Source organism: Speluncibacter jeojiensis (assembly GCF_029589495.1).
Classification (GTDB): domain Bacteria; phylum Actinomycetota; class Actinomycetes; order Mycobacteriales; family Mycobacteriaceae; genus Speluncibacter; species Speluncibacter jeojiensis.
In genome coordinates, this window is the sequence record NZ_JAAIVF010000006.1 from 145566 (window position 1) to 163867 (window position 18302).

Here is an 18302-nt window from a genome sequence, read left to right on the forward strand (position 1 = left end):
CTGAACGGTGTCTGCTGAATAAACCTGGGAGCGGGCCGGGGCCCGCAATGTGCTTGTCTGCTATCGGATGAGGTAGATCGTGGCGAACAGACCGATCCACACGATGTCGACGAAGTGCCAGTAGTACGAGACGACGATCGCCGCAGTGGCCTGGGCCGGCGTGAACTTGCTCATCTTGGTGCGCAGGATCAGCAAGAGGAAGGCGATCAGGCCACCGATGACGTGGAGGCCGTGGAAACCGGTCGTGATGTAGAAGACCGAGCCGTAGGCGCTGCTGGAGAGCGTGGTGCCGTGGGCGACCATGTTGCGGAACTCGTTGGCCTGTCCGAGCACGAAGATCAGGCCCATGAGGAACGAGATGAAGTACCAGCGACGCAGGCCGAAGACGTCTCCGCGTTCGGCGGCGAACACACCCATCTGGCAGGTGAACGAGGATGCCACCAGGATGATCGTGAAGATCAGGGCGTAGCCGAGCTCCAGTTCGGTCGGCTCGGGCGGCCAGGCGCCCTTCGCCTGCGCGCGCGCGACGAAATACATCGCGAAAAGGCCGGCGAAGAACATGAGTTCGCTGGACAGCCAGACGACGGTGCCGACGCTGACCATGTTGGGTCGGTTCAGCGAGTGCACGCGTTGGGTGATTGCCGATCCTGAGGTACCTACTGCGCTCGTCACAGAGGGAAGTATGACCCTTCGTAGTAAGTTCTGCGCAATCGGGTCCGAAATTGGTGTGCCCCAATTTCGCTCGTGGAGTCGCGAGCTGCGTGTTTCCCACCAAGCTACGCGCCCGCGGGCAGTCGTGTGGCCATGCGAAGCTGTGGTGATGGACGCATCTGACCGTGGCAACGTCGCAGGAAGCGCCTATCGGCGGTGGTGGCGACGGCTGTTACGACGCCCGCGCCCGGCCGATCTGGACCCCGCCCGTTCCGACCTGGAGGTCGTGGTGGCCGGCTTCGACGAGGTGGAGTCCTGTGCGGCGGCACTCGAGCGGGGCGCGGCGGGGTCGCCTACCTGGCGCGAGGCCGATCCCGCAGTGTTTCGCCACCACCTCTGCCTGCCCCCGGACCGGGTCGAGGAGGCCTGCGCCCTCGCGGCGCAGGACGGGTATGCGGCCGCGGTCGCCGCGTCGCCGGCGGCTGAACCGGTCGTCGCCCTGCCGGGCGAGGTCGCGGTCGTATTGCAGCGGGTTCAGCGACTCGATCCACTCCACTGCGCACAGGAGCGTTCCCGCATGGCCGGGCTGGCGCAGCGGCACGACGGCCGACTGGTGGGTTGGGATGCGCTGCAGCCCCCTGCGGGTGACTAGGCTTCCGCACGGCGGGCCGCGGCCCGCGCGGGCCCGGTGATCGTCGGGCCGGCCGACATACCCATAGCGGTACAGGTGGAGTAGATGGCGCACGCAGGCGAGTCGACTGTCGGGCAGCAGCGCAGTTGGCGGGGGATCCTCGGAACCCTCGTCGACGGCCGGGACATGACGGCGGGCGACGCGGCGTGGGCCATGGACGAGATCATGTCCGACAACGCCACGCCGGCCCAGATCGCGGCCTTCGGCGTCGCCCTGAAGATGAAGGGGGCGACACCCCAGGAGTTGCGCGGGCTCGCCGATTCGATGATGACCCACGCGGCGGGAACGGTGCCGGTGGCGCCGGACGCGGTCGACATCGTCGGGACCGGAGGCGACCGGTCGAACACCGTCAACATCTCGACGATGGCGGCACTGGTGGTCGCCGGGGCGCGTGTGCGGGTGGTCAAGCACGGGAACCGGGCCGCGTCGTCCAAGAGCGGGTCGACCGATGTCCTCGAGGCGCTGGGGGTCAAGGTCGCACTCGGGCCCGAGCAGGTTGCCGAATGCGTCGAGCAGGTCGGTATCGGCTTCTGCTTCGCACCGCTGTTCCATCCGGCGTTGCGGTACACCGGACCGACCCGCAGCCAGATCGGTGTGCCCACCGTCTTCAACGTGCTCGGGCCGTTGACGAATCCGGGCCGGCCGCGTGCCGGGCTGATCGGGTGCGCCTTCGAGGACCTGACCGAGGTGATGGCCGGCGTCTTCGCCGAGCGGGGGAACTCGACGCTCGTCGTGCGGGGCGACGACGGGCTCGACGAGCTGACGACGGCGAGCACGAGCACCGTGCACGTGGTGTCCGACGGACGGATGCGGACCCAGACGTTCGACCCACGGGACGTCGGCATCGACCGGGTGCCGCTCGAGGCGCTCCGGGGTGGCGATGCGGCGACGAATGCGGCGATCGCGCAGGAGGTCCTCGGTGGGGCGGCGGGGCCGGTCCGCGATGCGGTCGTGCTCAACGCGGCGGGCGCGATCGCGGCCTACTCGGGTGTCGGGGACGACCTGGAGGCCGCGATCCGGACCGGTCTCGAGCGGGCCGCGGAATCGCTGGACAGCGGCGCGGCGGGCAGACTGCTGACGGACTGGGCTGCCCTCACCACGAAGCTCGCGGGCTGACCAGAGACCGTCGGCCCCGATCCGGCCCGGTCATTCCCCGATGGAGAACCCCGCCTCGACGTCCGCATTGGAATAGGACTTGAAGGCGATGTGAGTGGCGGTGCGCACCACCCCCTCGGTCTTGTTGATCTTCTCGGTGACGACCTCGGCGATCTGTGCGTGATCGCGCACGCGGACGATGGCGATCAGGTCGACGTCGCCCGCACAGGAATAGACGGAGTCGACCCCGGAGAGGTCAGCCACGGCCTGCGCGGTCTCGGGAATGCGGTTCGCCTCGGTGTGGATCAAGACGATGGCGGTGATCATGTCGCTGCTACCTGCCTGTTCTCGCGATGACTGCGCGTGCGCACCCGAGCCTAGGGTGTGCGACCGGCCTGCGCGCGTTCGCACCACCGCGTCCACGACCCGGCGCCGTGCCCCGGCTCGCCGTAGCCGCTGCTGACCCGCACCAGCCGCGCCGGGCCGGCCTCCAGCCAGCGCGCGATCAGCCCGACCTCCTCGGCGAGGGCACCGCGGAGCGGGCCGGGATCGGGCAGGGCGGTCTCCGCGGACGCGGTGAGGGCATCGACGACGGGCATCGGCGGGACACCGCGCACCGCGACACCGGAGGCCGCGAGCCTCCCGGCCCGGACGACGGCGAACTGCCATCCGCCGTCGCCGTCCGGCCGGGCGGCGACCATCTCGTCGAGTGCGGCCAGCGACCGCAGCCGTTGCGCGCGGTGGAGCGCACCGATCAGTTCGGCCGCGCGGTCACGCTGCCGTGCGGCGTTCTCGAACAACTCGCGCTGCCCGAGTGCCTCGATCCCTTCGCGCAGCCGGTGCAGGGGCGCATCGTCGAATCCGTGGATCAGCGAGCGCACCCGATCGACCCGCGCGGCGTAGTGTTCGGCGTCCTCCGGCACCACGGAGGCCGCGGGACACGGCGTGAGCGGATCCTCGGCGCACTGTGCGCCGTGGGTGCCGCGTGCCGGGAGGCGGTCGGTGCAGGTGCGCAGCCCGCAGGCGCGGGCGACGGTCTCGGCGAGCTCCGCTGCCGTCCTGCGTGAGCGAAACGGGCCCAGCGCGTCGGTATCGGGGGTTCTGGTGCAGGAGAGACGGGGGAAGGCCTCTTTGGTGAGGACGAGCCACCAGACTCGCCGCGGGTACTTCGACCGTCGGTTGTACGGCGGCGTGTGGGCGGCGATCAACCGCAGCTCGCGGACCTCCGCCTCGAGGCCGTGCGCGCACACCACGTGGTCGACCCGGGTGGCCAGCGCGACCATCTCCTTCATCCGGCCACGCGTCTCGGACCCGGTGAAGTAGCCCCGGACCCGGCGTCGCAGGTCGACCGCGGTACCGACGTAGAGCACCTCGTCGGACGGGCCCCGGAACAGGTACACGCCGGGCCGGTGCGGAAGATCCTGCGCGAGGTGACGCTTGCCGCGCTGGGCCGCGGTGATCGACGGCAGATAGTCGACGAGTTCCGAGTAACTGTGCACGCCCTGATTGCCGACCCGTTCGAGGAGGCGGTGCAGGACGTCGACGGTCGCGCGGGCGTCGTCGAGCGCACGGTGGGTCGGCCGGGTCTGCACGCAGAAGAGCTCGGCCAGCGCGGAGAGCCTGACCGACGGCGCCTCATCGCGGCCGAGCACACGGCGCGCCAGCTTGACCGTGCACAGCACACGGACCTTGGGCCACGGCACGCCGCAGGCGCCGGCCGCCGCCTTGAGGAAGCCCATGTCGAACGGCGCGTTGTGGGCGACGAGCACTGCGCCCCGGGCGAACTCGAGAAAACTCGGCAACACGGACGCGATGCGCGGGGCTCGCACGACCATCGCGTCGTCGATTCCGGTCAGCTCGACGATGTGCCGTGGGATGGACCGTTCGGGGTCGATCAACGTGGCCAGTTCGCCGAGGACCTCGCCGCCGCGGACCTTCACCGCGCCGATCTCGGTGATCGCGTCCTCCCCGGGGCGGCCGCCGGTGGTCTCGAGGTCCACCACGACGAAGGTGGTCTGACTCAGCGGGGTCTCGAGTTCGTCGAAGCTGAGTTGCCGGCCCGGCGAGGCGGCCGGGTGGCGGGGGTCGAGGACGGTCACGCCGGTGACGCTAGGCGGGGCCACCGACAGCCGGTTCGCGGGTGGCATCGCGCCGGCCCGCATCGCGCCTTTTGTGTCGGAACCCCCGAATATTGTTCCGGGTCACAAAGACTCCGTGCGTGGGGACCTTGCGTACGACAAGGTGAGACGAGGATCACAGTGGCCGTCGATTGCGGGCGTTGTTCCCTGCGAGAAGTCGGCTGTCGCAACCGCGTCGTGGCCGTGCGGTCGACCGCGAACAGGGGTGGTACCAGCCCATATGCCGAGACCTGCATGAGTTCAACGGGGTTCGGACCGGCTGCAGACGAGCGTGCGGCGATCGAGGTGCCGGCCGACGTCGGGATCTCGCCCCGATCGGGTCTGTCGGTCGACACCGGGAGGGAAAGTGCAGGTGACGGGCTCGCAGGGGTTCCGATGGGTCGGTCGCGACGAATGTCGCGTCGGTGGACGCCGTGGAAACGGACGCTGGACACGGGCCGCGGTGATTTCGTAACCTTTCCGAGACCTTGCGGAGTCTTGCTTCCCCGTCCGGGGCGGCATCGCAGGTCACCGCCTAATCGGAGCCCTCGGGCACCGAGCCGGGAACCCACGTTATTTGGGGTGAATCCCCTTGGGCCGCTTGCGGCCTGAAGGGGTAGGGCTGCTCTTCCCAGCCCGAACCCGTCAGCTAACCCGGTCGGCGGCCCGATGGAAGAATGGAGAACACCAGCCCGTGGCCAAACACAGGTTGAAGAACGACACTGGCCTGTCTCGCTCCGCGCGCGGCGCCCTCGTCGCCGGAGCTGTCACGGTGGGAGCGGTCGCCGTACCGGCGGCCCCCGCGATGGCACAGACCCTTTCGATCCCGGGGATCGGCAATTTCGATCTCCCCGATCTGCCGGCGGCGCCGCAGTTGCCGCCGGCGCCGCAGCTGCCGACCATCCCGGCCCTGCCGACCATCCCCGGTCTGCCCGCCCAGGTCCTGCCGGATCTGCACGCCCCGGCAGTGCCCCGGCCCGAGTCCGATGGTCAGCGCGCGCTCGCGGCCGCGGAGTCCAAGGTCGGCTCCCCGTACGTCTGGGGCGCCTCCGGGCCGAGCGCGTTCGACTGCTCGGGGCTGGTCCAGTGGGCGTACCGCCAGATCGGTGTCGCCGTCCCGCGCACGACATACGCCCAGGCGAATGCCGGCGCCGCGGTCTCCGAGGCGGACCTGCAGCCCGGTGACGTCGTGCTGTTCGACGACGGTGGTCACGCGGGGTTGTACGCCGGAAACAACACGGTCGTGCACGCTCCGACCAGTGGCGAGTCGGTCAAGTACTCGCCGCTGCACTCGATGACCTTCTTCGCGGCGCGCCGGTTCTGATCCGGTCATGATCGTCCCCGGCGCAGATCTGGTGCACGCCTCCGGATCTGCGCCGGGCCTTTGTGGCGCCCCCGGCCATTTCGCCCACGGGCGCGGTTGGACACGCATCGGCACCGGTCCGTAGCCTGGACCGAATCTGCGCGCGGTCCCTTTGTGGAGACCTCGCCGCCTTGCGATGGTTCGGGACCGCGGTCCCGGGCGATGTTCGACCCCCCGGGGGATACCCCAGTCTGCTTGACCGAGAACGGAGATGGCTGCGTCGTGGCGTCACACCGACTGAAATCGTCCTTGCGGGGTGTGGCGGCGATCGGCGTCCTGACCGCGTGCCTGGCGACGGTGACGGCGCCGAGCTCCCTGGCGGATCCGGCGGCGCACGGGCCGGTGTCCGCTGTCGAACCGGGCACCCCGTCTGACGCGATCACGCAGATCCTCCAGCTCTCGCGGCAAGCCGAGCAGACCACCGAGGCGCTGCACAAGGCGCAGGACGACCTCAACGCCAGGCTCGCCCAGCAGCGCGACGCCCAGGCCAAGCAGGCGTCCGAGCACAAGCTGGTCGAGGACGCGGAGGCGAAGGTCGACCGGTATCGCCCGACCGCCGACCTCGTCGCCACTGCCAATTACGAAGGCGCGCGGATCAATCGCCTCTACGCGCTGCTGATCAGCAACTCGCCGCAGCAACTGCTCGACCAGATGTCGGCGTTGGATCAGGTGACCTCGGACACCAAGAATCAACTCGACCAGTACACCGGCGCCGTCAAGCTCGCGTCGGACGCGGAGGCCCGCGCGCAGTCCGCGGCCGCCGCCGCCCGCACCGCCGCCGGACAGGTCCAGGCGCAGCGGGCGACCTTGCAGGCCAAGCAGAGTGACCTCCAGACGCAGATCGACCACATCCGGGACCTGTACGCGTCGATGACCGGGGGTGAGCGCGCCACCCTGGCCGGTTCCCTCTTCCCGCCCGGGTGGACGCCGGCGAAGATCGTGCCGTCGTCCGGCGTGCCGTTCGCGGCGCTGCAGGTGGCACTGACCCGTATCGGAGACCCCTACGTCTGGGGCGCGACCGGGCCGAACCAGTTCGACTGCTCCGGGCTCGTGCAGTGGGCATTCAAACAGGTCGGCATCAGCGTCCCGCGCACCAGCGAGGAGCAGGCGCAGTACGGGACCCCGGTCGCACTCGACGACCTCCAGCCCGGTGACATCATCACCTTCTACTCGGACGCCTCGCACGTGGGCATCTACGTCGGCGACGGGATGATCTTGCACGCGTCGACCTTCGGGGTGCCGGTGAAGGTGCAGTCGATGGCCGCGTTCCCGATTCACAACGCCAGGCGTTTCTGACCGGCCGCGCCGCCGTATCACGGGTACGGGCCCGCTCGGTCCTGCCGGTGGTCCTGCTCGTCGCCGCGACCGGGATGTTCGCCGGGTGTGCCGGCGGCCCGTCGGCCGACCACGCAGGGGCCGATCGCTCGGCGACTGCGACAGCGGCGACTCCGGCGAATCCCTATGAGCAGCAACGTCGCCAGGGCGTGCAGGCACTGTTGGACCGCTGGGCGGACGCGATGCGCCGCGACGACGAGACGACGCTGCGATCGCTCGTCGATCCGCACGCGGCACCAGGCTTTCTCGGTGAACAACTGACCGTCGCGCGCAACCTCAGGGGGGTGCCGCTCGGCGCGTGGCGCTACACGATCGGCGCCGGGCCGGAGGTTCCGGTGCCGGCAGCCGTCGCCGACCGACTCGACGCGACCGATGTCTGGGCGCCGCCGGTGGAGCTGAATTTCGTGATCGCGGGGGCCGACGCCACGCCGGCCGGCAAACCGGTCGGGCTGATCGTCGCGCGGCACGAGGACACCTGGCTGCTGGTCAGTGACGACGAGATGGCGCCGTACGGACGCCGAACCTGGCAGGGCCCGTGGAACTTCGGTCCCGTCGTCGCCCGCACCGTGCCCGGCCCCGGTGAGGCGACGTCGGTGGTGCTCGGCCACCCGGAGCAGAGCGCGGAGATCGACGCCCTGGCCGCGGACCTGCCGTCGTCGGTGGCGGCGGTGACCGCGTTCTGGGGCGGCGACTGGCCGCGGCGGGCGGTGGTGATCGCCACCGGATCGGACGCGGAACTGACCGCGCTCGCCGGTGCCGCGCGGTCGGGCACCGATGTGGCCGCGGTGACCGTCTCCGATTCCGTCGCCGCGGCGGGCGGCCCGGTGACCGGCCTGCGGGTGGTGTTCGGTCCGGCCGGATCGGACCGGTTGACCCCGCTGACCCGGCGGATCGTGCTGACCCACGAACTGACCCACGTCGCCACCCGTTCGGTCACCGCGACGGGCGCGCCCCTGTGGATCGTGGAGGGCACGGCGGACTATGTCGGCTACCGCGACTCCGGGCTGTCGACGGCGGATTCGGCACCGCTGGTGGCCGCGCTGGTCGCCGAGAAGGGACCGCCGAATGCACTGCCGACCGACGCCGACTTCGCCGGCCCCGATGCGGAACTGGCCTACGAGCTCGCCCGCACGGCCACGGGGTACGTCGCCGCCCGCTACGGCCCGGGCCGGCTGCGCACGCTGTACCTCGCGCTGGCCGGCGCACCCGCCGATGCGACGACGCTCGACGGCCGGTTGCGCGCCGTGCTGGGGGTGGGCACCGCGCAGTTCATCGCGGGGTGGGGCGTGTGGCTGTCGGCGCAGCTCGGCCGCTGAGCCCCCGCGGGCAACCGACCGACGTGACCGCATACGGTGATGACATGCGTCGAACCCTGCTGGTGACCAACGATTTTCCTCCGCGACCGGGCGGAATCCAGTCGTACCTGCACACGTTCGCCGCGCAGCTGCCCGCCGACGACCTCGTCGTCTACGCACCGCGCTGGCGCGGCGACAGCCACACCCGGTTCGATGCCGCGCAGCCCTTCGAGGTGGTCCGGCATCCGACGACGCTGATGCTGCCGACCCCGCTGGTGGTCCGTCGCGCCCGTAAGCTGATCCGCTCGCACGGCATCGAGACGGTGTGGTTCGGGGCGGCTGCGCCGCTGGCTCTGATGGGGCCGGCGCTGCGGCGGTCGGGGGCCGGCCGGGTGGTGGCGAGCACCCACGGCCACGAGGTCGGGTGGTCGATGCTGCCGGCGGCGCGGTCGGCGCTGCGGAGGATCGGCGACACCACCGACGTGGTCACCTACGTCAGCAAGTACACCCGGGGCCGGTTCTCGGCGGCGTTCGGTGCACATGCCGCGCTCGAGCACCTGCCGCCGGGAGTCGACACCGACACCTTCCGGCCCGACCCGGCCGCGCGCGACGACCTGCGCCGTCGCTACGGACTGGGGGAGCGGCCGATCGTGCTGTGTCTGTCGCGACTGGTCCCGCGCAAAGGCCAGGACATGCTCATCCGCGCCCTGCCGGGTATCCGGCGGCGCGTCGACGGCGCCGTGCTGATGATCGTCGGCGGCGGCCCCTACCTCGATCACCTGCGGGAACTGGCCGCGAAGTACGACGTCGCCGAGCATGTCGTGTTCACGGGCTCGGTGCCCGGGGACGAACTCGCCGCACACCACGCGGTCGCCGACGTGTTCGCCATGCCCTGCCGCACCCGCGGCGCCGGACTGGACGTGGAGGGCCTGGGGATCGTGTTCCTCGAGGCGTCGGCGACCGGGGTCCCGGTGATCGCCGGTGACTCCGGCGGCGCCCCGGAGACGGTGCGCGAGGGCGAGACCGGGCATGTCGTCGACGGCCGGTCGGTCGGCGAGATCACCGATGCGGTCTGCCGGGTGCTCGAGGACCCGGACCGGGCCGCGGAGATGGGCGCGGCCGGGCGCAGGTGGGTGACCGAGCACTGGCGCTGGGACACACTCGCCGCCCGGCTCGCCCGGATCCTCGACGGCCGGTCCTACTTGGCGTAGATGGCCTCGATGTCGTCGGCGAAGGTCTTCGCGATGACGTTACGTTTGATCTTCATGGTCGGAGTCATCTCGCCGGTCTCCTCGGTGAAGTCGACCGGCAGCACCCGGAACTTCTTGATGGACTCCGCGTGCGAAACGGCCTTGTTCGCCTCGCGGACCGCGGCGTCGATCTCGGCGACCAGGTCAGCGTCGGCGATCAGGTCGGCGACGGTCGCGTCGGCGGCCTTGCCGTTGCGCTCCTTCCAGCGAGGGAACTCCTCGGGGTCGATGGTGACCAGCGCGCCGATGAACGGCTTCTTGTCGCCGACGACCATCGCCTGACTGACCAGCGGGTGCGCGCGCAGACCGTCCTCGAGCACGGCCGGTGCGACGTTCTTGCCGCCGGCGGTGACGATGATCTCCTTCTTGCGTCCGGTGATGGTCAGGTAGCCCTCCGCGTCCAGCGCACCCAGGTCGCCGGTGTGGAACCAGCCGTCGGTGATCGCGTCCGCGGTGGCGGCCTCGTTGTTCCAGTACTCGTGGAAGACCACCCCGCCGCGGAGCAGGATCTCGCCGTCCTCGCCGATGCGAACGGCGTTGCCCGCCAACGGCTTGCCGACCGTGCCGATCTTCTGGCTGCCGATCGTGTTGACGGTGACCGCCGCAGTGGTCTCGGTCAGGCCGTAGCCCTCGTAGATCGTCACGCCGATGCCCCGGAAGAAGTGGCCCAGGCGCTCGCCGAGCGGTGCGCCACCGGAGATGGCGATCGAGCACTCGCCGCCGAGCGCCGCCCGCAGCTTGCTGTAGACGAGCCGGTCGAACAGGGTGTGCCGCAGGTTCAGCAGCAGCCCCGGGCCGCCGTGGTCGCGGGCCTGACTCCACTCGATCGCGGTGGCCTCGGCCAGGTCGAAGATCCGGCCCTTGACCGAGCTCTCCGTGTGGGCCTTCTGGCGGGCGGTGTTGTAGACCTTCTCGAACACCCGCGGCACCGACAGGATGAAGTTCGGCTTGAACACCGCGAACGTCGGCACCAACTGCGGGATGTCGGAGAAGTGTCCGAGTGCGACCTTGGCCTGGAACGCCGCGATGCTGATCGCGCGGGCGAGCACGTGCGCCATCGGGAGGAACATCAGCGAGCGGCGACCGGGGCGCAGTTCGGTGGAGAAGGCCTCGACCGCGCCGCGGGCCTCGCTGAGCAGGTTGCCGTGCGTCAGCTCGCAGCCTTTCGGGCGCCCGGTGGTCCCGGAGGTGTAGATCAGGGTGGCCGGGGAGGTCGCGCGCAGGGTGCCGATGCGCTCGTGCACCTGCTCGTCCGGGACGTCCGCGCCGGCCGCGGTCAGCTCGGCGACAGCGCCCGTGTCGTCCCCGGAGGGCTCGATCTGCAGGTAGTGGCGCAGTTGCGGGGCGGCGTCGGCGACCCCGTGCACGGCAGCGGTGTGCTTGTGGGTCTCGACGACCAGCGCGGTGGCGGCGGAGTCGCGCAGGATCCAGTCGACCTGGTCGGGCGAGGACGTCTCGTAGATCGGCACGGTCACGGCGCCGGCGGACCAGATGGCGTAGTCGATCAGCGGCCACTCGTAGCGGGTCGCCGACATCAGGGCCACGCGGTCGCCGGGCTGCACGCCGAGGGCGATCAGTCCCTTCGCGACCGCCGTCACCTGCCCGGCGAACTCGGCCGCCGTGACGTCCGCCCACCGGCTGGCGGTGCTGCGGAGGAACACGACCAGGTCGGGATCGGTTTCGGCGAAGTCGAACACCGCGCCGACAACCGACTCGTCGTCGGCGATGGCAAAGGTGGCTGGGGCGCTGAACTCTCGCACGAACTGACCTCCGATGTGGCTACGGCTGAAGCGGCCGTGAACGCGATCATGACGGTGAATCCTCAGGTCCCCACCCTATCGGGCCGATAGGGTCCGCGGCGCCCGTGGGCGGGGGCCGCAGATGCGGACCTCGGTCAGCGGCAGGGTGCGGGAGATCACGAATCTGCGATGTGTGAGGCTTGGCGGGTGTCTAGCATCCAGGTCGCCGATCAGACCTTCATCGCCGTGCCGCCCGAGGCGGTGGCCGCAGAACTGGCCGATCGTCGCAAGTGGCGGCGGTGGTGGCCCGACCTGGCGCTTACCGTCGTCGAGGACCGCGCGGAGAAGGGCATCCGCTGGACCGTCGCCGGACCGCTCACAGGGACCATGGAACTGTGGCTCGACCCCGTCCTCGACGGCACCATGGTCAACTACTTCCTGCACGCGGAGCCGGTCGTGACGTCCGCCGAGCAGGCCGCCCGACTCGACCTCGCCGAGATGAACAGGCTGCGCCGCGTCGCCGGCAAGGAGTTGTCGTTCGAACTCAAGCGGCGGCTCGAGGCGGGGCGTGCGGCGGGCGAGGAACCGCCGCACGTGCGGGCCGGGTAGTTTCCGACGAGATCGTGTGTCATGTTGTGATGAAGGCCGAGGTTCGGACCGCTCGGGGGTGCGCTCGTGGTCGGGCGCGATGTGCAGAGGTGGAAAGGTAGCGTTCGCGCGATGGCAGAGAAGACCAGCGGATCGATTGTGATCGACGCATCGGCCGCTCGGGTGATGGACGTGATCGCCGACTTCGCCAGCTATCCGACCTGGGTCACGGCCGCGAAGACCGTCGAGGTGCTGGCCACTGCCGCGAACGGGCGCGCCGAGCAGGTCCGCTTCGTGCTCGATGCGGGCATCGTCAAGGACACCTACGTGCTCGCCTACGACTGGTCGGTCGACGGGCTGCGGGTCAGCTGGAACCTCGTGTCCGCGCAGATGCAGAAGGCGCAGTCGGGCTCGTACACGCTGCACGAGCGGGCCGGCGCCACCGAGGTGACCTACGAGCTGACCATCGACGTGACCATTCCGATGATCGGCATGTTCAAGCGCAAGGCGGAGAAGACCATCGTCAACACCGCGCTGAACGAGTTGAAGAAGCAGGTAGAAGGCTGAGCGAGCGGGGTCGCACCCGGCTCCGGCTGTTCCTCGGCAAGGGTGGGGTCGGCAAGACGACCATCGCGTCGGCGACGGCGGTCGGTCTTGCCCGCGCGGGTGCGAGCGTGCTGTTGGTGTCGACCGATCCCGCCCACTCGGTCGCGGACGCGCTGGGGGTGACCGTCGCGCACCGCCCGGGCGATCTCGCGCAGGTGCAGTCGGTCACCGACGGCCTCGACGTCATGCAACTCGACACGCTCGGACTGCTCGAACAACGTTGGCGCACACTGACGCCGCTGTTGCGCTCGGGCGGGGAGCATCGGCACGGCGCCGAGTTCGGCGCGCTCGACCCGGAGGAGCTGACCGGGTTGCCCGGCGTCGAGGAGATGCTCGGGCTCACCGAGATCGCCGATCTGGCGGACGAGGGCACCTGGGACGACATCGTGGTGGACTGCGCCCCGACGGCGGAGACGTTGCGCCTGCTCGCACTGCCGGAGACGGTGCTGGCGTACCTCGAGCGGCTGTGGCCGCGGCATCGCCGCCTGGCCGGCGGCCGGATCGACCCGCAGGTGCTGCTGCTGATCGGCATGCTCGAGAAGGTTGACGCCGCGGCGACGCGTGTGCGGGACTTGTTGCGGGACAAGGATTCCACCTCGATATCGCTGGTCCTGACGCCGGAGCGGGTGGTGTCGGCGGAGGCGCGTCGCACCCTCACCATGATGTCGCTGTACGAACTCCCCGTCGACACCATCGTCGTCAACAGAGTTCTGCCGCAGGATGATTCGAGCCGGCTCGGATCTGTCGACTCGGTCGCCGCGCGGTGGTACGACCTGCGGCTGGCCGAGCAGGAGCGGGTGCTCGCCGAGCTTGAGGCCGAGTTCGAGGGCCGGGCGCTGCTGCGGGTTCCGCACACCGCTGCCGAACCCGTCGGCGTGGACGAACTGGGCGAGCTCGCCGGGGCACTCGCGGACGTGGCCGGAGGCGGTACGGGGCCTGCCCCGCGGTCGGTGGAGCTGGAGTCGGGCTCGGGCCTGGACTCGATCTACCTGATGCGATTCGAGCTGCCGCTGGTCGAGCCTTCGACGATCACACTGGGCCGGGTCGAGGACGATCTGGTGGTGGGCGCGGCCGGTGTGCGCCGCCGGGTGCGGCTCGCGTCGGTGTTGCGCCGCTGCGTCGTCGTCGACGCGACCATGAGCGGTCACGAGTTGCAGGTGCGTTTTCGTCCGGATCCGGAGGTGTGGCCGTCATGACCGGTCGGGAGGACGCCGCCGAGGAGCTCCGCGCGCTGGTCAACGCCCTGATCGACGCGGTCGATCCGGTGTTGCGGCAGTGGTCGTCGGGCGATCTCGAGCCGTCGAGTTGCCGGTGGTGCCCGCTGTGCGCGGTGGTCGCCGTGCTGCGTGGCGAGCACCACGACCTGGTCGCGCTGCTGGCGACACAGGGGTCGGGGCTGTTGACCGTGGCGCGCGAGGTCGTCGACGGCGGCTGCGGGTGCGGGTGTCGCCATCGCGACGAGCCCGCTCACGAGTCGACCGGCGGGCCCACGGCGGAGCCCGCACCCGAGAGCGGGCCGCCGGCGCCGGACACGAAGCCTGCGGACACCGAGCCGTCGGCACGGCCGACTTCACCGCAAACGCGACATTCCGGGTTCGAACGGATCACCGTGAGGGTGGAGCGGCCCTGACCGGGCCGCGGCGGGAGGCGACGTGATGCGACCACTGACGATCGGGGTGGACGTCGGCGGCACCAACCTGCTGGCGGCCGTGGTCGACGAGTCGGGACAGGTGATCGACCAACTACGCTCGCCGACTCCGAGTTCCGCGCCGGCGCTCGAGCAGGCGCTCGAGCGGACGGTGACCGAGCTGTCGTCCCGCCACGACGTCGCCGCCGTCGGGCTCGCGGTCGCCGGGTTCGTCAGCCGGGACCGGACGGTCGTGCGGTTCGCGCCGCACCTGCCGTGGCGGGAGGCGCCGGTGGCCCGGCGGATGAGCGAGCGCTTCGGGCTCCCGGTCTTCCTCGAACACGATGCGAATGCGGCCATCTGGGGGGAGTACCGCTTCGGGGCGGCCTCGGGCGGCGAGAACGTGGTGCTGATCGCGATCGGCACCGGGATCGGGGCCGCGCTGCTCGTCGACGGACGGATGTACCGCGGCAGCAGTGGGGTGGCGCCGGAGCTGGGGCACCTTCCGGTGGTGCCCGACGGTCGCCCGTGCGCCTGCGGCAAGCGTGGGTGCTGGGAGCGGTATTGCAGTGGAACAGCCTTGGCGGACACGGCGATCGAGATGTTGGCGGCCGACCCCAGCCAGTCGACAGTGCTGTCCCGGGAGGCGTCCGCGGACCCCGGATCGATCACCGGCAGGCGGGTCACCGCCGCCGCCCAGGACGGGGACCCGCTGGCCGCGGCGGTGCTCGCGGACTTCTCGCGCTGGCTCGGTCTCGGACTGGCGATGGTGGCGGACCTGTTCGACCCCGACCTGATCGTCATCGCCGGGGGTGTGGCAGGTTCGGCGCCGCTGTTCCTCGACGACGCCCGCGAGGTGTACGCGCAGTCGCTGACCGGGGACGGCCACCGTCAGCTCGCGCGCGTCCGCGGCACCCAGCTCGGCGAGGAGGCCGCGATCATCGGTGCGGCCGAGGTGGCCCGGGAGGCCTTGGCCTCGGGCCGCTGAGCGGTATGTGTGACCGCCGGGCACCCGGTGCGCCTGTGGTAGCGGTCACCGGGGGTCGGTAGAGTCGAAGCCGCACACGCCGGACGGTCGCCCGTGTGGGTTCCGGTGCGGCCGCACGGCGGCGAGGCGTGACGTGGTGAGGCAACAGGAGGCGGGCTGATGTGGTACTGGCTGTTCAAGTACGTGTTTATCGGGCCGCTGCTGCGAGTGTTCGGGCGTCCGACGGTCGAGGGCCTCGAGAACATTCCCGCCAAGGGCCCCGCCATCCTCGCGAGTAACCATCTGGCCGTGGCGGATTCGCTGTTCCTGCCGCTGATGGTCCCGCGCCGGATCACCTTCCTGGCCAAGAGCGAGTACTTCACCACGCCGGGCTTCAAGGGTCGGCTCAACAAGTTCTTCTACTCCGCCGCCGGTCAGGTGCCGATCGACCGCAGTGGGGCCGAGGCCGCGCAGGCCGCGCTGAACACCGGCGCGATGCTGCTCCGTGACGGCAAGCTCCTCGGGCTCTACCCGGAGGGCACCCGCTCGCCCGACGGCCGCCTGTTCAAGGGCAAGACCGGGCTGGCCCGGGTGGCGCTGGAGTCCGGCGTTCCGGTGATCCCCGTCGCGATGATCGGCACAGACGACGTCAACCCGATCGGCTCGAAGATGTGGAAGCCCGCGAAGGTGACGGTGCGGGTCGGCAAGCCGCTGGACTTCTCCCGGTTCGCCGGACTCGGCGGCAGCCGGTTCATCGAGCGGGCGGTGACCGACGAGGTCATGTACGAGCTGATGCGGCTCTCGGGCCAGGAGTACGTCGACGTCTACGCCGCCAACGTCAAGGACGGCAAGGTCACCCCGCACCCGGCGCGCGACGCGCAGCGGATCCCGGACACCCAGGCGGGCTGACCACGCGGGGCTTCGCCGCGTTTGTGCCGGCGCCCGGCAGAGGGCATAGGGTGTGCCGGTGCGCTACTTCTACGACTGCGAATTCATCGAAGACGGTCGCACGATCGACCTGGTGTCCCTCGGCATGGTGGCCGAGGACGGTCGTGAGTTCTACGCGGTGTCCACGGAGTTCGATCCCGCGCGGGCCGGCAAGTGGGTGCGCACGAACGTCCTGACGAAGCTGCCACCGCCGTCCTCGCAGCTGTGGCGCAGCCGCGCGCGTATCCGCGACGACCTGGTCGACTTCCTCGGCGCGGGCGCAGCCGGCAACGGGCGGGGGCCATCCGTCGAGCTGTGGGCGTGGATCGGCGCCTACGACCACGTGGCGCTGTGCCAGCTGTTCGGCGACATGCCGGCGCTGCCGCAGTTCATCCCGCGGTTCACCCGCGAACTCAAGCAGTACTGGGAGGACCACGGCCGTCCCGCGCTGCCCGGGGCGCCGGACGACGCGCACGACGCCCTGGCGGACGCCCGCCACAACCTGGAGCGTTTCCGGGCGATCGAGGAGGACCGCGCGCGCCGTTCCCGCTGACGGTGAACGGTCGATCGACCGGTCGGCATCGGGGTCGCGGCCGGGTTGGCGACCGGGGCGTAACGTCCGCGGCCCGAGCACATACTCTGTATGTGTGAACTGGACCGTCGACGTTCCGATCGATCGCTTGCCCGAACTGCCGCCGTTGCCGCTGGCCATGCGCGAGAAGCTCGACGCCGCGCTCGCCAAGCCGGCCGCACAGCAGCCGCAGTGGCCCGAGGAGCAGGCCGCGGCCATGCGCACCGTGCTCGAGAGCGTGCCGCCGATCACCGTGCCCTCCGAGGTCGAACTGCTGCAGGCGAAGCTCGCCGAGGTCGCCCGGGGCGAGGCGTTCCTGCTGCAGGGCGGCGACTGCGCCGAGACGTTCGCCGACAACACCGAGCCGCACATCAAGGGCAACATCCGCACGCTGCTGCAGATGGCGGTCGTACTCACCTACGGCGCGTCGCTGCCGGTGGTCAAGGTGGCCCGGATCGCCGGCCAGTACGCGAAGCCGCGCTCGTCGAACACCGATTCGCTGGGCCTGCCGTCGTACCGCGGCGACATGGTCAACGGTTTCGCTGCCGACGAGACCCTGCGCGCCCACGACCCGTCGCGACTGGTGCGGGCGTACGCGAACGCCAGTGCCGCGATGAACCTCGTGCGCGCGGTGACCGGTGCCGGGATGGGCGACCTGCGCAAGGTTCACGACTGGAACCAGGAGTTCGTCCGTACCTCGCCGGCCGGTGCGCGGTACGAGGCGCTGGCCGCCGAGATCGACCGGGGCCTGAAGTTCATGGACGCCTGCCGGGTGACCGATCCGAGCCTGAGCCAGGTGCAGATCTTCGCCAGCCACGAGGCGCTGGTGCTCGACTACGAGCGGGCGATGCTGCGGCTGGACACCGAGAGCGCCGACCCGCGGCTGTACGACCTGTCCGCGCACTTCCTGTGGATCGGCGACCGCACCCGCCAGCTCGACGGCGCGCACATCGCCTTCGCCGAGATGCTCTCCAACCCGATCGGGCTCAAGATCGGCCCGAACACCACCCCGGAGATGGCGCTCGAGTACGTCGAGCGGCTCGACCCGACCAACAAGCCGGGCCGGCTCACGCTGGTCGCGCGGATGGGCAACGGCAAGGTCCGCGACCTGCTGCCGCCGATCATCGAGAAGGTGCAGGCGTCGGGACATCAGGTGATCTGGCAGTGCGACCCCATGCACGGCAACACCCACGAGGCCTCCACCGGCTACAAGACCCGGCACTTCGACCGGGTGGTCGACGAGGTGCAGGGCTTCTTCGAGGTGCACAACGCGCTGGGCACCCACCCGGGCGGCATCCACGTCGAACTGACCGGTGAGGACGTCACCGAGTGCCTCGGCGGAGCCCAGGACATCTCCGATGCCGACCTCGCGGGTCGCTACGAGACCGCCTGCGATCCTCGGTTGAACACGCAGCAGTCGCTGGAGCTCGCGTTCCTGGTCGCGGAGATGCTGCGCGGGTAGCGCTCCGGACGGTCGGGG

The 18302-nt window shown here is 70.5% G+C and carries 18 protein-coding genes and 1 riboswitch; of the genes, 14 read left to right on the forward strand and 4 right to left on the reverse strand.

Annotation, left to right across the window (positions count from 1 at the left end):
• Positions 1 to 60: 60 nt before the first annotated feature.
• On the reverse strand, positions 61 to 672 hold the full coding sequence (gene ctaE / locus G4X40_RS17685) for an aa3-type cytochrome oxidase subunit III (protein WP_277834402.1): 612 nt from the start codon (positions 670 to 672) through the stop codon (positions 61 to 63).
• Between the two features lie 148 nt (positions 673 to 820).
• On the opposite strand from ctaE, the gene G4X40_RS17690 reads away from it, so the two are divergent.
• Positions 821 to 1303: a hypothetical protein gene (locus tag G4X40_RS17690; RefSeq protein WP_277834403.1), complete on the forward strand. Its 483-nt coding sequence runs from the start codon at positions 821 to 823 to the stop codon at positions 1301 to 1303.
• 84 nt (positions 1304 to 1387) lie between these two features.
• The gene (gene trpD, locus G4X40_RS17695) at positions 1388 to 2458 is read left to right on the forward strand and encodes an anthranilate phosphoribosyltransferase (RefSeq protein WP_277834405.1); all 1071 of its coding nucleotides are present in this window, start codon (positions 1388 to 1390) and stop codon (positions 2456 to 2458) included.
• Positions 2459 to 2488: 30 nt separating this feature from the next.
• On the opposite strand, the gene G4X40_RS17700 is transcribed toward trpD, so the two are convergent.
• Together G4X40_RS17700 and G4X40_RS17705 are read right to left on the reverse strand one after the other, a co-directional pair.
• Positions 2489 to 2764 (reverse strand): Lrp/AsnC family transcriptional regulator, encoded by a 276-nt coding sequence (locus G4X40_RS17700; protein ID WP_277834406.1) that lies wholly within the window; start codon positions 2762 to 2764, stop codon positions 2489 to 2491.
• 50 nt (positions 2765 to 2814) lie between these two features.
• A complete protein-coding gene (locus G4X40_RS17705) occupies positions 2815 to 4584 on the reverse strand; it encodes a DEDD exonuclease domain-containing protein (RefSeq protein WP_277834408.1) in 1770 nt (589 codons plus the stop codon).
• 492 nt (positions 4585 to 5076) lie between these two features.
• Positions 5077 to 5234: riboswitch (cyclic di-AMP (ydaO/yuaA leader) on the forward strand.
• Between the two features lie 14 nt (positions 5235 to 5248).
• Between G4X40_RS17705 and G4X40_RS17710 the strand changes: the two genes are divergently transcribed.
• From G4X40_RS17710 to G4X40_RS17725, 4 genes are all read left to right on the forward strand, one after another.
• Entirely contained in the window at positions 5249 to 5878 is a 630-nt protein-coding gene (locus G4X40_RS17710; RefSeq protein ID WP_277834409.1) for a C40 family peptidase, read from the forward strand.
• 261 nt (positions 5879 to 6139) lie between these two features.
• Entirely contained in the window at positions 6140 to 7213 is a 1074-nt protein-coding gene (locus tag G4X40_RS17715; RefSeq protein WP_277834410.1) for an NlpC/P60 family protein, read from the forward strand.
• A gap of 47 nt (positions 7214 to 7260) precedes the next feature.
• Complete coding sequence (locus tag G4X40_RS17720; RefSeq protein ID WP_277834413.1) at positions 7261 to 8568, forward strand: hypothetical protein; 1308 nt, start codon at positions 7261 to 7263, stop codon at positions 8566 to 8568.
• A gap of 44 nt (positions 8569 to 8612) precedes the next feature.
• Entirely contained in the window at positions 8613 to 9758 is a 1146-nt protein-coding gene (locus G4X40_RS17725; protein ID WP_277834415.1) for a glycosyltransferase family 4 protein, read from the forward strand.
• Here G4X40_RS17725 and G4X40_RS17730 read toward each other — a convergent pair.
• Positions 9746 to 11557 carry an AMP-dependent synthetase/ligase gene (locus G4X40_RS17730; RefSeq protein WP_277834417.1) on the reverse strand — a complete coding sequence of 604 codons (1812 nt, stop codon included), beginning with the start codon at positions 11555 to 11557 and terminating at the stop codon, positions 9746 to 9748. The two genes, G4X40_RS17725 and G4X40_RS17730, sit on opposite strands and share 13 nt — an antisense overlap.
• A 186-nt stretch (positions 11558 to 11743) precedes the next feature.
• Between G4X40_RS17730 and G4X40_RS17735 the strand changes: the two genes are divergently transcribed.
• The 8 genes from G4X40_RS17735 to G4X40_RS17770 all read left to right on the forward strand — a co-directional run bounded on the left by G4X40_RS17735 (position 11744) and on the right by G4X40_RS17770 (position 18284).
• The gene (locus G4X40_RS17735; RefSeq protein ID WP_277834418.1) at positions 11744 to 12145 is read left to right on the forward strand and encodes a polyketide cyclase / dehydrase and lipid transport; all 402 of its coding nucleotides are present in this window, start codon (positions 11744 to 11746) and stop codon (positions 12143 to 12145) included.
• A gap of 111 nt (positions 12146 to 12256) precedes the next feature.
• Positions 12257 to 12691, forward strand: a complete 435-nt coding sequence (locus G4X40_RS17740) for an SRPBCC family protein (protein WP_277834420.1) — start codon at positions 12257 to 12259, stop codon at positions 12689 to 12691.
• Complete coding sequence (locus G4X40_RS17745; RefSeq protein WP_277834698.1) at positions 12688 to 13926, forward strand: ArsA family ATPase; 1239 nt, start codon at positions 12688 to 12690, stop codon at positions 13924 to 13926. The genes G4X40_RS17740 and G4X40_RS17745 overlap by 4 nt, the downstream gene beginning before the upstream one ends.
• Entirely contained in the window at positions 13923 to 14360 is a 438-nt protein-coding gene (locus tag G4X40_RS17750; RefSeq protein WP_277834422.1) for a hypothetical protein, read from the forward strand. Before G4X40_RS17745 ends, G4X40_RS17750 begins: the two co-directional genes overlap by 4 nt.
• Before the next feature lie 25 nt (positions 14361 to 14385).
• The gene (locus tag G4X40_RS17755; RefSeq protein WP_277834700.1) at positions 14386 to 15345 is read left to right on the forward strand and encodes an ROK family protein; all 960 of its coding nucleotides are present in this window, start codon (positions 14386 to 14388) and stop codon (positions 15343 to 15345) included.
• Between the two features lie 159 nt (positions 15346 to 15504).
• A complete protein-coding gene (locus G4X40_RS17760) occupies positions 15505 to 16233 on the forward strand; it encodes a lysophospholipid acyltransferase family protein (protein WP_277834424.1) in 729 nt (242 codons plus the stop codon).
• A gap of 58 nt (positions 16234 to 16291) precedes the next feature.
• Positions 16292 to 16804 (forward strand): polyadenylate-specific 3'-exoribonuclease AS, encoded by a 513-nt coding sequence (locus G4X40_RS17765; RefSeq protein ID WP_277834426.1) that lies wholly within the window; start codon positions 16292 to 16294, stop codon positions 16802 to 16804.
• 94 nt (positions 16805 to 16898) lie between these two features.
• A complete protein-coding gene (locus G4X40_RS17770; RefSeq protein WP_277834428.1) occupies positions 16899 to 18284 on the forward strand; it encodes a class II 3-deoxy-7-phosphoheptulonate synthase in 1386 nt (461 codons plus the stop codon).
• Positions 18285 to 18302: the final 18 nt, after the last annotated feature.

Bases quoted from the DNA above. Each gene is read 5' to 3' on its own strand.
- G4X40_RS17690 (WP_277834403.1), top strand. From the start codon at position 821: ATGGACGCATCTGACCGTGGCAACGTCGCAGGAAGCGCCTATCGGCGG.
- trpD (WP_277834405.1), top strand. From the start codon at position 1,388: ATGGCGCACGCAGGCGAGTCGACTGTCGGGCAGCAGCGCAGTTGGCGG.
- G4X40_RS17700 (WP_277834406.1), bottom strand. From the start codon at position 2,764: ATGATCACCGCCATCGTCTTGATCCACACCGAGGCGAACCGCATTCCC.
- G4X40_RS17705 (WP_277834408.1), bottom strand. From the start codon at position 4,584: ATGCCACCCGCGAACCGGCTGTCGGTGGCCCCGCCTAGCGTCACCGGC.
- G4X40_RS17725 (WP_277834415.1), top strand. From the start codon at position 8,613: ATGCGTCGAACCCTGCTGGTGACCAACGATTTTCCTCCGCGACCGGGC.
- G4X40_RS17740 (WP_277834420.1), top strand. From the start codon at position 12,257: ATGGCAGAGAAGACCAGCGGATCGATTGTGATCGACGCATCGGCCGCT.
- G4X40_RS17750 (WP_277834422.1), top strand. From the start codon at position 13,923: ATGACCGGTCGGGAGGACGCCGCCGAGGAGCTCCGCGCGCTGGTCAAC.
- G4X40_RS17755 (WP_277834700.1), top strand. From the start codon at position 14,386: ATGCGACCACTGACGATCGGGGTGGACGTCGGCGGCACCAACCTGCTG.
- G4X40_RS17760 (WP_277834424.1), top strand. From the start codon at position 15,505: ATGTGGTACTGGCTGTTCAAGTACGTGTTTATCGGGCCGCTGCTGCGA.